The sequence below is a fragment of the Vibrio plantisponsor genome (genome assembly GCF_013041605.1).
GTDB lineage: Bacteria > Pseudomonadota > Gammaproteobacteria > Enterobacterales > Vibrionaceae > Vibrio > Vibrio plantisponsor.
Window position 1 is genome coordinate 18,731 of record NZ_JABEQC010000020.1, and the last position, 13,421, is coordinate 32,151.

10 protein-coding genes and 8 tRNA genes are annotated in these 13,421 nt (G+C 44.3%); 11 read left to right on the top strand and 7 right to left on the bottom strand.

All coding sequences use genetic code 11. The features are described from left to right. Positions 1-6 precede the first annotated feature (6 nt). From gpmM to rsgA, 5 genes are all read right to left on the bottom strand, one after another. The gene (gene gpmM / locus HKI82_RS19360) at positions 7-1,539 is read right to left on the bottom strand and encodes a 2,3-bisphosphoglycerate-independent phosphoglycerate mutase (protein WP_171138912.1); all 1,533 of its coding nucleotides are present in this window, start codon (positions 1,537-1,539) and stop codon (positions 7-9) included. Positions 1,540-1,730: 191 nt separating this feature from the next. Next, the gene (locus HKI82_RS19365) at positions 1,731-2,618 is read right to left on the bottom strand and encodes a DMT family transporter (RefSeq protein WP_171138913.1); all 888 of its coding nucleotides are present in this window, start codon (positions 2,616-2,618) and stop codon (positions 1,731-1,733) included. A gap of 203 nt (positions 2,619-2,821) precedes the next feature. Beyond that, positions 2,822-4,237 carry an SLC13 family permease gene (locus HKI82_RS19370; RefSeq protein WP_171138914.1) on the bottom strand — a complete coding sequence of 472 codons (1,416 nt, stop codon included), beginning with the start codon at positions 4,235-4,237 and terminating at the stop codon, positions 2,822-2,824. A 170-nt stretch (positions 4,238-4,407) separates the two neighbouring features. Continuing rightward, the gene (gene asd, locus HKI82_RS19375) at positions 4,408-5,268 is read right to left on the bottom strand and encodes an archaetidylserine decarboxylase (protein ID WP_102943100.1); all 861 of its coding nucleotides are present in this window, start codon (positions 5,266-5,268) and stop codon (positions 4,408-4,410) included. A 162-nt stretch (positions 5,269-5,430) separates the two neighbouring features. Beyond that, a complete protein-coding gene (gene rsgA / locus HKI82_RS19380; RefSeq protein WP_171138915.1) occupies positions 5,431-6,492 on the bottom strand; it encodes a small ribosomal subunit biogenesis GTPase RsgA in 1,062 nt (353 codons plus the stop codon). Between the two features lie 164 nt (positions 6,493-6,656). Between rsgA and orn the strand changes: the two genes are divergently transcribed. Then, positions 6,657-7,202: an oligoribonuclease gene (orn, locus tag HKI82_RS19385; protein WP_102943098.1), complete on the top strand. Its 546-nt coding sequence runs from the start codon at positions 6,657-6,659 to the stop codon at positions 7,200-7,202. Positions 7,203-7,244: 42 nt separating this feature from the next. On the opposite strand, the gene HKI82_RS19390 is transcribed toward orn, so the two are convergent. Then, complete coding sequence (locus HKI82_RS19390; protein ID WP_102943117.1) at positions 7,245-7,937, bottom strand: hypothetical protein; 693 nt, start codon at positions 7,935-7,937, stop codon at positions 7,245-7,247. A gap of 384 nt (positions 7,938-8,321) precedes the next feature. Here HKI82_RS19390 and HKI82_RS19395 point away from each other — a divergent pair. The 8 genes from HKI82_RS19395 (at position 8,322) to HKI82_RS19430 (ending at position 9,267) form a co-directional block, all read left to right on the top strand. After that, a tRNA-Gly gene (locus HKI82_RS19395) sits at positions 8,322-8,397 on the top strand. A gap of 53 nt (positions 8,398-8,450) precedes the next feature. Further along, a tRNA-Met gene (locus HKI82_RS19400) sits at positions 8,451-8,527 on the top strand. A gap of 33 nt (positions 8,528-8,560) precedes the next feature. Next, positions 8,561-8,636, top strand: a tRNA-Gly gene (locus HKI82_RS19405). Between the two features lie 50 nt (positions 8,637-8,686). Further along, a tRNA-Gly gene (locus HKI82_RS19410) sits at positions 8,687-8,762 on the top strand. Positions 8,763-8,815: 53 nt separating this feature from the next. Beyond that, positions 8,816-8,891 (top strand) — tRNA-Gly (locus HKI82_RS19415). Between the two features lie 56 nt (positions 8,892-8,947). Further along, positions 8,948-9,024: transfer RNA gene (locus HKI82_RS19420), tRNA-Met, on the top strand. A gap of 33 nt (positions 9,025-9,057) precedes the next feature. Further along, positions 9,058-9,133, top strand: a tRNA-Gly gene (locus HKI82_RS19425). A gap of 57 nt (positions 9,134-9,190) precedes the next feature. After that, positions 9,191-9,267: transfer RNA gene (locus HKI82_RS19430), tRNA-Met, on the top strand. A 593-nt stretch (positions 9,268-9,860) separates the two neighbouring features. Here HKI82_RS19430 and queG read toward each other — a convergent pair. Further along, positions 9,861-10,973 carry a tRNA epoxyqueuosine(34) reductase QueG gene (queG, locus tag HKI82_RS19435; RefSeq protein WP_102943130.1) on the bottom strand — a complete coding sequence of 371 codons (1,113 nt, stop codon included), beginning with the start codon at positions 10,971-10,973 and terminating at the stop codon, positions 9,861-9,863. Positions 10,974-11,238: 265 nt separating this feature from the next. Between queG and tsaE the strand changes: the two genes are divergently transcribed. Both tsaE and HKI82_RS19445 read left to right on the top strand, forming a co-directional pair. Then, the gene (tsaE, locus tag HKI82_RS19440; RefSeq protein WP_042490231.1) at positions 11,239-11,703 is read left to right on the top strand and encodes a tRNA (adenosine(37)-N6)-threonylcarbamoyltransferase complex ATPase subunit type 1 TsaE; all 465 of its coding nucleotides are present in this window, start codon (positions 11,239-11,241) and stop codon (positions 11,701-11,703) included. Further along, on the top strand, positions 11,697-13,415 hold the full coding sequence (locus HKI82_RS19445; protein WP_171138916.1) for a LysM peptidoglycan-binding domain-containing protein: 1,719 nt from the start codon (positions 11,697-11,699) through the stop codon (positions 13,413-13,415). Before tsaE ends, HKI82_RS19445 begins: the two co-directional genes overlap by 7 nt. Positions 13,416-13,421 lie beyond the last annotated feature (6 nt).

Below are 13,421 nucleotides of genomic sequence, written 5' to 3' on the forward strand. Positions count from 1 at the left end.
TTCTACTTATTTGTAGATAACTTGGCCAGACATTTCTGCTGGGATTTCAGTATCAGTCAGAGCAAGCATCGTTGGTGCTAGGTCTGACAGTTTGCCGCCTTCGATAAACTCGATGTCTTTGCTACCCACATACACTAGTGGTACTGGAAGGCTTGTGTGAGCTGTGTGTACGCCACCGGTTTCTGGGTTGATCATCATTTCTGCGTTACCGTGGTCAGCAGTGATAAGTAGTTGACCATCCACTTCTTTGATTGCTTCAACAACACGACCGATACATTCGTCAACCGCTTCACAAGCTTTAACTGCCGCTTCGTACACACCTGTGTGGCCAACCATGTCGCCGTTCGGGTAGTTACAGATGATAGCGTCGTATTTGCCAGATTTGATAGCAGCTACAAGTTTATCGGTTAGTTCAGCAGAGCTCATTTCTGGTTGAAGGTCGTAAGTCGCCACTTTTGGTGAAGCAACAAGTTGACGCTCTTCACCAGCAAATTCGTTCTCAACACCACCGTTGAAGAAGAAAGTTACGTGTGCGTATTTCTCTGTTTCAGAGATACGTAGCTGAGTTTTACCTGCTTTCGATAACCATTCACCGTAAGTGTTTTCTAGTGATGCTGGTGGGAAAGCCGCTGGTAGTGGAATGTCTGCTGCGTATTGAGTCAGCATCACAAAGTTAAGAGCAGGGAATACTTTACGCTCGAAACCAGCAAAATCAGTAACGAAAGTGCGAGTGATTTGACGCGCACGGTCAGCACGGTAGTTCATGAATAGAACCGCGTCACCGTCTTGCATTGCAGCAGACTCTTGGCCTTCTGCGCGGATTTCTGTTGCTTTAACGAACTCATCGTTTTCGTCACGAGCGTATGCCGCTTCTAGACCTGCTAGAGCAGAGTCGAAAGTGAAATCACCTTGAGCTGCAGTCAATAGGTCGTAAGCTTTTTCTACACGTTCCCAGTTGTTGTCGCGGTCCATAGCGTAGTAACGACCAACTAAAGATGCGATACGGCCTTTGCCTAGTTTTGCGAACAGCTCATCAAAACGTTGTAGAGAGCCTTCAGCGCTGCGTGGCGGTGTATCACGACCGTCTAGGAAGCAGTGTAGGTAAATTTTCTCTGCACCACGAGCTGCTGCTAATTCGATAGCTGCATAGATGTGATCTTCGTGAGAGTGAACGCCACCTGGAGACATAAGACCCATTAGGTGAACCGCTTTACCAGCAGCAACCGCGTTATCAATCGCTGTTACTAGTGCTTCGTTTGTTTGGAAATCACCGTCAGCAATAGATTTAGTGATGCGAGTTAGGTCTTGATAAACAATACGACCAGCGCCGATGTTAGTATGACCTACTTCAGAGTTACCCATTTGACCGTCAGGCAGACCTACATCCATACCAGAAGCCGAAATCAGAGTGTTTGGGTTGTTTGCCATCAATGCATCCATCACAGGAGTGTTCGCATTGTTGATAGCATTGTTGCTGCTGTCTTCACGGTAACCCCAACCGTCAAGAATCACTAGAGCCATTGGCTTCTTAGCTGACATACTTATAACCTCGTCAAATTCAAAGTAACTAAAAACTGAAATTAGCGTAATTTTACTACACTTTATAGCCGTTACTGTAGGGCAAGATCAATGATTCTCCCTATCGTTGCAATAAAATGTAGCCAATTGATCAAAAAAATTGTCTCAAATTGCTTGTTTATTCTTATAGTTAGTAAACTAAAAATAGATTGCTAGTAGACCAAAATGCTTGTTCCAGCGACGGCGACAATCGCGCCTAGCCAAGCAAAACGGTTCGGTCTTTGTTTGGTATAGATCCAAAGTATAGGCAATAGCATGATAGGTGTAGTGGAAGAAAGCAGAGCAACCATACCTACATTACCCTCTCGCAGGGCATATAAAATTAGCGTCATGCCCAGCGCCATACCGATAAACCCGTTGACGGTAGTAATACCAAAAATTTGCCAGTTCATTTTCTGAGTCGGGCGTGCAACGCGAGTTCCGGTCGCTCGCAGTAAGCAGTGGGCGACAAACGCCGTCAGCATTCGGATTGAGGATGCGGCTACAGGATCAATATCCGTCTGCATAATTGGCTTTGCAATTACACCACCTAAAGCTTGGCATAGCGCTGCGGTTAACCCTAAGCCTAACCCTATCCAAACGTTGCCATGCACCATTTCTAAATGGTTACTGGCTTGTCCTCTTCTGCCGAAAAAGATGGCAGTTAATACACCAGAGAAGACCAGCGTTGAACCTAAGAGTTCAAGAGGCGTCATGCTTTCGCTAAAGAGAAAATAGCCCAATACAGTTGAAAAAACAGCATGACAAGAGAAAAGCAAGCCAGACTGGCGAGGTCCCATACGGTTCAAGCAGGCAAAGAGTGCGGTATCACCGATGAATATGCCGATAAGTCCCGATAACATCATTGGAGGAACGGCTGATGCTTCTACCGTTGACCAGCCACCGGTAATTAGTGCCATTGTGGCTAAAATAGTAAACGTCGAGCCCATTCTCCATCGGCTATAGGCAAAGGTTCCGAGATGTCTGGCTGGAGTAACAGAAAGTAAACTGGCAATAGCCCAAAGAAATGCCGCAGCAAGCGCCAGCCATTCATAGCCCATGATTGATCCTTGAGAGGGAGAGAAAAGGGTACTCAATATGCCATCAAGGTTTGGGAAAACAAAGTAAATTCATATCATTTACGATGAAAGCAATGGCAGCATTATTAATGCTTCTTATGGGTCATGCTGTGACCGGAAATGCTGTGTAGCTGATAACAAAAATCTCCCTTATAGAAGGGAGATTTTGAGTGAAGGAAAGTCGGCTAGGTGAGTATCCAAGTAGCGATATACACAATCAACAAGCCAACCACACCAATGATGACCCCTGCTTTTGCCATGTCTCGGCTTTCGATTAATCCTGTTGAATACGCCAGTGAGTTCGGCGGTGTAGAAACGGGCAAAATCATCCCTAAAGAAGCTGAAAACGCGACAACAACCAGCAGTCCCTGAATACCGCCAACTTCGGATAAGCTTTGCATTGATGTGCCAATTGCGGCTGCGATTGGCATCAATAAGTTCGCGGTTGCGGTATTTGACATAAAGTTTGCCATTAGCCAGCAGATGATTGAGAGCGTAATAACAACGGACATTGGTGACAGAGACTCGTAATCAATCGCGTGCGCGAGAGCTTTTGCTAAACCGGTTTGTTCTAAACCAATACCAATCGCAATACCACCGGCAACCAGCCAGAGTACGTCCCAGTTGATTTGTTTGAGCTCTTCTTTGCCCATAATGCCAGTTAAGGTAAATATCGCTAGCGGGATTACTGCTACCACATAGGTGTTCATACCGTGCAGCGAGGTTGTCATCCATAGAATTATGGTTGCAGCAAAAGTGATGTACACCACGATAGCTCGCCAGCTGCGCATAAACGTTCCTTCAAGTTTAAGCGTCATGGATGGTTGAGAAGAGGGAAACAACTTTTGTAATAAGAACCATGCGAAGGTGAGCTGGATAAAGACAAAGGGCAGACCCATGGTCATCCAAGATAAGAAACTAATACTGTGCTCACCCGTTAGATACTGCAGTGCGATAGCGTTGGGAGGTGTGCCTATTGGCGTCGCAATACCACCCGTGTTTGCCGCAATAGGGATACACAACACTAAAGCTTTAATACCTAAATCGCCCTTGGGTGCCGATGCCACAATAGGTCCTAATAATGCCAGCATCATTACCGTGGTTGCGGTATTGGACATAAACATTGAAAACACAGAAGTAATCAGCATCAAACCAAGCATGATGAATTTTGGTTGAGTTCCAAAAGGCTTGAGCAGCACTCGGGCTAAGTTGTTGTCCAACTCATATTTTGATGCTGCGATGGCCAGTGCAAAGCCACCCATAAATAAAATGATGATAGGTGAGGAGAACGCACTGAATATTTCAGTGTAAGGAATGAGTACGCCTAACTCATGACCTTCTGAAGGTGCTCGAAACCAATGTAACCCTTTATTTGAGATCATGATGAGCTCAAGGGTGATGATGAATATCGAAGTTGCAAACACAGGTACAGGTTCCAGTACCCATAAGAGTGCTGCCAGCAAGAAGATCGCCAGTAATCGATGTTGTATCAGAGTGAGGTTATCAATGGGAATCGCATCAATTGGCATCATCAGGACACCAAGAGGAATCAAAAGGCACACTAACAGTTTTATGAGCAACATGGGTTGCAAAGTCGGCATGGGAACATCCTCACTCCAAGAAGAATGCTCAATCTTAAACCGTTGAATTAATAGGGTCTTAGAGCGGGGTTAAAGTTTTGGTTTTTTGCCGAGATAAAAGGCGGATGTGTGGGTTAGGTCAAAACAAAATGCCCAGACTTAGCTGGGCATTTTAAAAGATGAAGACACGCTTATTTGTTGATGTGAGCGTATGGTGTACCTAGTTGAGTTGGGACATTATTTTTCATGCTCTCATCAAAGCGGATTGCGTCTTTAGCAAACAGGTTGATGACTGTTGAGCCAAGTTTAAAGCGACCCATTTCTTCGCCTTTCTTGAATGAAACTGCTTTGTTACCCGTGGCCGGATAGTCCCAACGGTAAACCGTGTTACCACGAGGAGGCGTTACAGTTCCTGCCCAAGTTAGCTCAATACTACCAACGATGGTTGCACCTACTAATACCTGAGCCATTGGACCGAATTCAGTATCAAAGATACAAACCACGCGTTCGTTGCGAGCAAACAAGTTTGGTACGTTTTCAGCCGTTAGTGGGTTAACTGAAAACAAATCACCCGGTACGTAAATCATCTGACGTAAAGTACCATCACACGGCATGTGCACTCGGTGGTAGTCGCGAGGGGATAAGTACAGTGTTGCGAATTCGCCATCACGGAACTCTTCAGCTAATTTCGCATCGCCACCTAACAGCTCTTGTGCTGAGAAATCATGGCCTTTTGCCTGAATCAACTGTCCATTGTTGATAGGGCCAAATTGACTCACGCAAGCATCAGCTGGGTGAGTAATCACTAACTCATCTTCAACAATAGTACGAGCACCAGGCTTTAGTTCACGCACAAAGAATTCGTTGAATGTTTTAAAGTGCTTTGGATCTGAATGCAGAGCTTCATCCATGTTCACGTTATATTGTTTGATAAACCAGCGGATAACGGCTGTAGTTAGACCACCCGCTTTAGCTGAGGCTAACTTACCGACTAAGCGAGTTAAACCGTGTTGTGGAATCCAATACTGCAGTCCAACTTTAATTTTATCCATTGTGTTTCATTCCAATGTGTTTAGGTCCAATGTGTTTAGAACAATGGGCCAAATTGTCTGTTCTACTCAAAAGGTCAGCAAACCTTGAGCTTTGGGCGCGAGATGTTACTGAAAATCGCCACAGGTGTCAGCAATTTGGTTATAAATGGCAACAAAATCTCGCTACAGATCCGCTTTCTTATTACGCGAATACTGACGATTAGCTTTGTTTTCATCCATGCTTTCGATGATTCTGTGATAGTTCTCGTATCGAGTTCGGCTCACTTCACCTTTCTCAACGGCTTCTCGTAATATACAGCCGGGATCATCGCCGTGCTTACAGTCTCTGAATTTACAACCACCTAAGTAAATACGAAATTCAACATAAGCTTTGGTGATGTCATCGGCTTCTAAATGCCACAAGCCAAACTCACGAACTCCCGGAGAGTCTATCAAATCACCGCCAGATGGAATGTGGTAGAGACGAGCCGCAGTCGTTGTGTGTTGACCTAAACCTGAAGTTTCAGAGATAGCGCCTTCTTCTACCGACTCGGCTAATTCGGGCATCAGTGCATTGACTAAGCTGGATTTACCCACGCCTGACTGACCGACGAAGATATTGATCTTATCGCGCAGTTTTTCTTCCAAAGCCTTAATGCCTTCGCGGGTTTGCTTACTGACGTAAAGCACTTCATAACCGATGCGCTCATACTCAGCCAGAGACTCTTGATATTGCAAACGCTGCTCGTCAGTTAATAAATCAATCTTATTGAGGACAATCAGTGGCGCAATTTCCAGTGTTTCTGAAGCGATGAGGTAGCGGTCAATGATGTTGAGCGATAACTCTGGCAATACAGAAGAGACGATGATCATCTGATTAACGTTGGCAGCAACTGGCTTCAAACCGTCATAATAATCAGGACGGGTCAGCACTGAGGTGCGAGGTTCTACAGCCTCAACGACACCAGATATTCCCGCCAGAATTTCATTACCCGGCCGCCAAATCACTTTGTCACCAGAGACGAGGCTTTCAATGCCACGTCGTAAGTTGCAGCGATGAATCGCTCCTGTTTCAGGATCTTCGATGTCAGCATGTTGACCAAAACGCGTAATAACCAAGCCTAATTTTGCGCTTTCAAGCATTGACTCTTCCCATTGTACGGAGTCGTCTTGCTTAAGTTTGCGGTGTTGGTTGTTTCTTACTCGCCTCACTTGGCCTTTAGTCAGCTTTTTTTTCTTTGCCACTATAATCTACTTTTATGAATTCGATGGTACTGATGAATTTGATTGAGTTTGTGCCAAATTTGAAGCTATACACATTTGAGTAAATGCGGTGAGCTAGGTTTCTTGGCTATCTGAATTTGGGTATAGTACCTCTTTTATCGACAAACCCATATAGGCACTCACTTATGTCTTATAGCGATCAAAATCTTATTTGGATCGATTTAGAGATGACTGGCTTAGACCCTGAAGCTCACAAAATCATCGAAATAGCCACTATTGTCACCGATAGTGAGTTAAATATTCTGGCGGAAGGCCCTGTGTTGGCGATTCACCAACCAGAGTCAGAGTTAGACAAAATGGATGATTGGTGTACCAACACACATACTGGTAGCGGGCTGGTTGAGCGTATTCGCCAAAGCACAGTGACAGAAGCACAAGCCGTTGCACAAACTATCGAGTTTCTAGAAAAATGGGTTCCTCGCGGAAAATCACCGATTTGCGGTAACAGTATTGGACAAGATCGCCGTTTCCTCTATAAACACATGCCAGAATTAGAAGAGTATTTCCATTATCGCTATATCGACGTAAGTACTTTGAAAGAGCTGACTCGCCGTTGGAAACCTGAAGTGTTGGACGGTTTCTCTAAGAAGGGAAGTCACCTAGCGTTAGATGATATTCGTGAATCAATCGCCGAGCTTAAATATTATCGTCAAACCATCATGTCGATTTAAGCGAATATACGTGAATCAAACCGCAGCAATCGCTGCGGTTTTTTATGGAACGGGTAGAAAGGCCAGTTGAGCAACACTTTGAACCACTTTGGTAATACCGCGATTGGTTTTATCGGCCACGATCAAGGCCATCATGTCCTGAACCATCACCATTTTGGAAAACAACCGATCAAAGCTGATGTCGTAATCCGATTCTCCCATGCGGTTTGATAGCAGAAACAATTCACCTTTACTGTCTCTGCGTTGATAGAGACGCCAGACAAAAATTTCAATGTTACGAGCACTGTTATAAAGGGATTGCTCATTTAATGAATCGATAATGAAAAATTCCTGCTGGTGGTTGTAAGAGCGTCTGAGCATCTCTGTTAATCCAACCATAGCGGCGAAAACCCTGTCTCCCTGAAAGTTTTCATCGAAGCTAAGAAGAATCGCATCAACGCCAGTGACTCCGTTCAGTTCGTCAAAAATCAAAGAGGGAATTTCAATTGTATTGTAGGTGCCGAATATCTGCGCCATACGAGCATCCACACTCATGCCGGAACTTTTTCTGAGTTGCCAAGGGTTGCGAACGTAAAGTTTACGAGTTAATTCCATCAGCATCTGTTTTTGCTGTTTGGCATGAACATCCATAACAAAATCAACATCACTTTTTCCTAAGTTGCGCATAGGCTTTGGCATTGAGCCACAACCAGATAGGAAGAAAAAAGTGGTGATCAGCACCAGCAGTAGTGAAATTTTACGCTTGAGTGGCTGAGGGACTAGTTTGCTCAATCCATTTTCCTTTTTACTTTCCTTGTCAGAAGCTTTCAAAGTCGGAAGCTTTTACGAATGTCAGTTTACGCGGATATTAGTGCTGTACGGTTAAAAATACGTCGGTCGCAAAATAAGTTGCAAATAATTCTGTCAGAATAACGGTTTATCTCGCATAATGCGTGGGCTCGAATTTAAGTGAAATCTTAAATGACTAACCGAAGCTGGTGGTCTTTTAAGCAAAAAGCGTTGTTTGCGGATGCTTTTTAGTCAAGCGATAAAAAAAAGAATTTTTTTTTCGATAAGGGCTTGCATCACACAAAAATGCTCTTATAATTCGCAGCCCTGAACAACGGAAACGTTGTTGATGCGACACTAGCTCAGTTGGTAGAGCGCAACCTTGCCAAGGTTGAGGTCACGAGTTCGAACCTCGTGTGTCGCTCCACTTTCTCAAGTTAGAAAGCGAAGGCTCTCATTGTGCTTAACAATGATTACGGACGCGGGATGGAGCAGCTTGGTAGCTCGTCGGGCTCATAACCCGAAGGTCGTTGGTTCAAATCCAGCTCCCGCAACCAAATTTAGATTAAACGCAAAATGCGGTTAATCATGCGACACTAGCTCAGTTGGTAGAGCGCAACCTTGCCAAGGTTGAGGTCACGAGTTCGAACCTCGTGTGTCGCTCCACTTTCTTTAGTTAGAAAGCGAAAGCTCTCATTGTGCTGAACAATGACAATGCGACACTAGCTCAGTTGGTAGAGCGCAACCTTGCCAAGGTTGAGGTCACGAGTTCGAACCTCGTGTGTCGCTCCAAAACTTTCTTTAAATAGAAAGTAAAAGCTTTCATTGTGCTGAACAATGACATTGCGACACTAGCTCAGTTGGTAGAGCGCAACCTTGCCAAGGTTGAGGTCACGAGTTCGAACCTCGTGTGTCGCTCCAAATTCCTTTCTTTAAGTAGAAAGTAAAGCTCTCATTGTGCTTAACAATGATACGGACGCGGGATGGAGCAGCTTGGTAGCTCGTCGGGCTCATAACCCGAAGGTCGTTGGTTCAAATCCAGCTCCCGCAACCAAATTTAGATTAAACGCAAAATGCGGTTAATCATGCGACACTAGCTCAGTTGGTAGAGCGCAACCTTGCCAAGGTTGAGGTCACGAGTTCGAACCTCGTGTGTCGCTCCAGTTTCTTTCATTAGAAAGTAAAAGCCTTCATCGTGCTTAACGGTGATACAATACGGACGCGGGGTGGAGCAGCTTGGTAGCTCGTCGGGCTCATAACCCGAAGGTCGTCGGTTCAAATCCGGCCCCCGCAACCAATTTCAAAATATTAAAAGTAAACTGCGCTCGTTCGCAGATTTTTTTTCTTTTAATACTGCAATTATTTGGCAATCTGCCAATGCTCTTTCTATAATGCTGTGAAGCATAAGCCCCCTAATAAGAAATTCTCCTATTCCCATAGGCAGAATACCCCCAGATAAACGCAAATCATAAACTTGCCTCTTTATCCCTTTGATACTGTGTGTTCAGGCATTCTTTGTACTGTTCATTAACAGACTTATCCACAAATTTTGCATGTGGATAACTCAGTGAATAATTTGTTTTTTACAATAAAAAATGCTTGAGTCAGTAGGATCTTTTGCGGTAATAGAGATTGAGTGAATAGTTGAATCTTTATTTAACTATATGATTTTAATGAAAATGCAATGTTCTTAATGTTAATGTGGATAGTCAAAAAACGATCATTAACTGTATTTTCATTGATCCTAATCATTTCCTGCTAATGTGACTAACTTTTCTCAAATATAAAAATAGACGCGTCTTTGAAATTTTTTCCACATTGGTGCATTTTGAGAAGCGTATCAAAGAATATGCTTATTAATTGTGCGTAATCAGTCGTTATATTGGTTCACTACGCGTCTCTCGGAAGCCCTTTCTGCACTATACGAATGAGCCTTTGATGGCTCGTGACGGAGCTTGGCAGATTCGCCAATTGTTTTTCTATAGCCCAATTTAAGTGCACATCCAAAGTCTCTGATTGGCCTTTAGCCTTTTCTAAAGCAGAAACAATTTGTTCCGAATAGGGTGCATTGCCTAGTGCAATGGCGATATTTCTCTGCCATTGCAGATGGCCAATTCTTCGAATGGCAGAGCCTTCCATTTTTTGCAGAAAGGTTTTTTCATCCCATGCGAACAAACTCAATAAGTCTGGTGATTCAAAAGACTCCCTACGATGAAAGTCCTTTTGCTGTGTGAGATCGGAAAAGCGATTCCAAGGACAAACGAGCTGACAGTCGTCACACCCATAAATACGATTTCCCATCGCTGTACGAAATTCTTCAGGAATGATGCCATCGAACTCTATGGTGAGATAGGAGATGCACTTCCTTGCGTCGACAATACCATCAGCGACAATCGCACCCGTTGGGCAAGAGGTAATGCAAGCTTTGCATTTGCCACATTCATTTTCCGAAGGTGTATCCACCGGCAGAGGAATATCTACCAATAGTTCACCAAGGAAAAACCAAGACCCCGCTTCTTTATCGAGAATAAGCGAATGCTTACCTGTCCAACCCAATCCTGCTTTTTGGGCAAGCGGGCGCTCCAGGATTGGCGCTGAGTCGACAAAAGGACGATAACTTAACTTTTCGACTTCCTTTTCTATCTTTTCACCGAGTTTTTTCAATTGGTTGCGAACTAATTTGTGATAGTCACGTCCAAGAGCATATCGGCTTATATAGGCTTGAGTCGGATCGGATAAGTTCGACGCGAATTGGGCTTTCGGAGGAAGGTAGTTCATCCGTGCACTGATGACTCGGATTGTGCCGGGCAAAAGTTCTGCTGGACGAGCACGCATCATCCCGTGCCTTGCCATCCAATCCATCTCGCCATGATATCCGGCATCTAACCATTTTTGCAGAGCCATTTCATGTTCATGAAGATCAATATCGCAGATGCCTACTTTCTCGAAACCGAGTTCAGTAGCCCATTGTTTTATTTGATCAGCGAGTGCTTGATAGTTCATGGCGAAGTATGTACTAGGATTGTTAGCCTAAAAGGGAGCGGATCTTAACGGATCTCACCAAGTGGATCTAGCTCAAACTCGAACCACTCAAGGTAAAAAGATAGGATCTTCACGTTATTTAGCGAGTTCATACAGACATTTTTCTGTTTGCTTACACAAGAGATCTTGTCTCTCAATTCGATACCAGTTTACTATTCGGTTTCTATTGGTTTTTATATAGTCATTGGGATCAAACGATCCTGAGATGAATTTGAGAAAGTATTGAATGAGCACTAAGACGTTTATTTTAAAAGATGAGCAAGAGACGGTAAAACTTGGCACAGCGCTATCAAAGTTGTGTTCTCAGCAAACGACCCTCTATTTGCACGGAGATCTTGGTGCTGGCAAAACAACTTTTAGCCGTGGTTTTATTCGTGCTTTAGGCCATCAAGGTAATGTCAAAAGCCCAACCTATACACTGGTTGAGCCATACCAATTGGCTGACTGGCAGGTTTATCACTTTGATCTTTACCGTTTAGCTGATCCTGAAGAATTAGAATTCATGGGGATCCGCGACTATTTTACTGCCGACGCTATTTGTTTGGTGGAGTGGCCAGAGAAAGGCCAAGGGCTATTGCCGACATCGGATATAGATATTGAAATTCGTTACGATGGTGAACAACGCCAAGCGTTGCTGACAGCCAATAATGATTATGGACGTACGTTACTGAGTCAGTTGGAGTTATGTTGATAGGATCGCGCCTGCGCCTTTTTGTAGTTTTTTTCACTTTAGCGATAGCATTCATCACTTCTAATGCGAGTGCCAATGTTCTAGAGGGGGTTCGTGTTTGGCCCTCTCCAGACGAAACTCGAGTGGTGATAGATGTTCAATCGGAAGTTAGTTTTACCTATTTCACTCTGACTAGCCCCGAAAGGCTAGTGATTGATCTTAAAAATACCTCATCAAAATCGAAGTTACCGATGAAGGTAACGGATAGTGATGTATTGACGAAGATTCGTGCCAGTTCTCCTCCAGATAAGGGTACTTATCGTCTGGTGTTTGAGTTAAAGAAAAAATCCCCAGCCAAATTATTCACATTAGCGCCGACTCCCGGCGGACAATATGGACATCGTCTGGTCGTTGACCTACCTCATGATGATGCTTCATCGCAAGGCGGTTCGAGCTCTGGCTCTCAAACTCAGGTGAGCAGAGACGCCTCTCAATTTTATGGCAATGCCAATATTGTCGTTGCTATTGACGCTGGACATGGTGGCGAAGACCCAGGTTCAATTGGCCCAACTCGCAAATACGAAAAGAATGCCACGCTGAGTATCTCAAAGAAGTTAGTTGACCAGTTGGATGCAGTTCCGGGTATTAAAGGTGTGCTCACCCGTCGCGGAGATTACTTCGTTAACCTCAATAAACGTTCAGAAATTGCTCGTAAGAATAAAGCCCATTTGTTGGTTTCGATTCATGCTGACGCATTTAGCTCGCCGAAACCGAGGGGAGCTTCTGTGTTCGTTCTCAATACACGTCGTGCGAATACAGAAATTGCCCGTTGGGTTGAGAATCATGAGCAGCAATCCGAGTTGCTTGGTGGTGCCGGGCAGGTATTAGCTAAGAACAACAGTGACCGAAACGTAAGCCAAACCTTATTGGATTTACAGTTTAGCCATTCGCAAAAGGAAGGCTACAAGGTGGCTACCAACATCCTGAGCGAAATGGGTAAAGTGGCACACCTGCACAAAGCTGATCCGGTCAATGCCAGTCTTGCTGTTCTGAAATCACCGGATATTCCTTCAGTTCTTGTGGAAACTGGGTTTATCTCTAACCCTACTGAAGAGCAGTTACTCTTCCAACGTAGCCATCAAGACAAACTGGCTCGTGCGCTTGCAAAGGCGATAACCCAATATTTTGAAGAGAACCCGCCAGAAGGGACACTTTTCGCGAATCGTAATAAGACTCAGAAATACAAAGTGCAGCGAGGCGATTCACTCTCTGCTATTGCTCACAAGTACGGCACGAGCATTGAAGCGATTAAACGAACCAATAAATTAACCAGTAACAGTTTATCAGTTGGCCAAGTCATCACTATTCCGGGTGGTATTTCAAGCCCGATTCCGGTTCCTGTCGTGAGTAATCCGGTAGAAACCGAAACGATTACCCATACGGTCGCGAAAGGTGATTATTTAGGTAAGATCGCCAGCACTTATAAAGTTTCTGTGGCTGAGATTAAGCGTGAGAACAGTTTAAAATCTGACACTCTTAAACTAGGGCAGAAATTGAGAATTACGGTGAGCCTGAAAGATAAGCCTTTACGCAAACATACAGTGAAAAGAGGCGAATACTTAGGCAAGATATCTAGCCAGTATGGCGTCGATGTTGATAGTGTCAGAAAAGCGAACAATTTACGCTCCGATCAGCTCGCCGTCGGACAAGTGCTCATTATTCCAAACAAGTAATCAAGA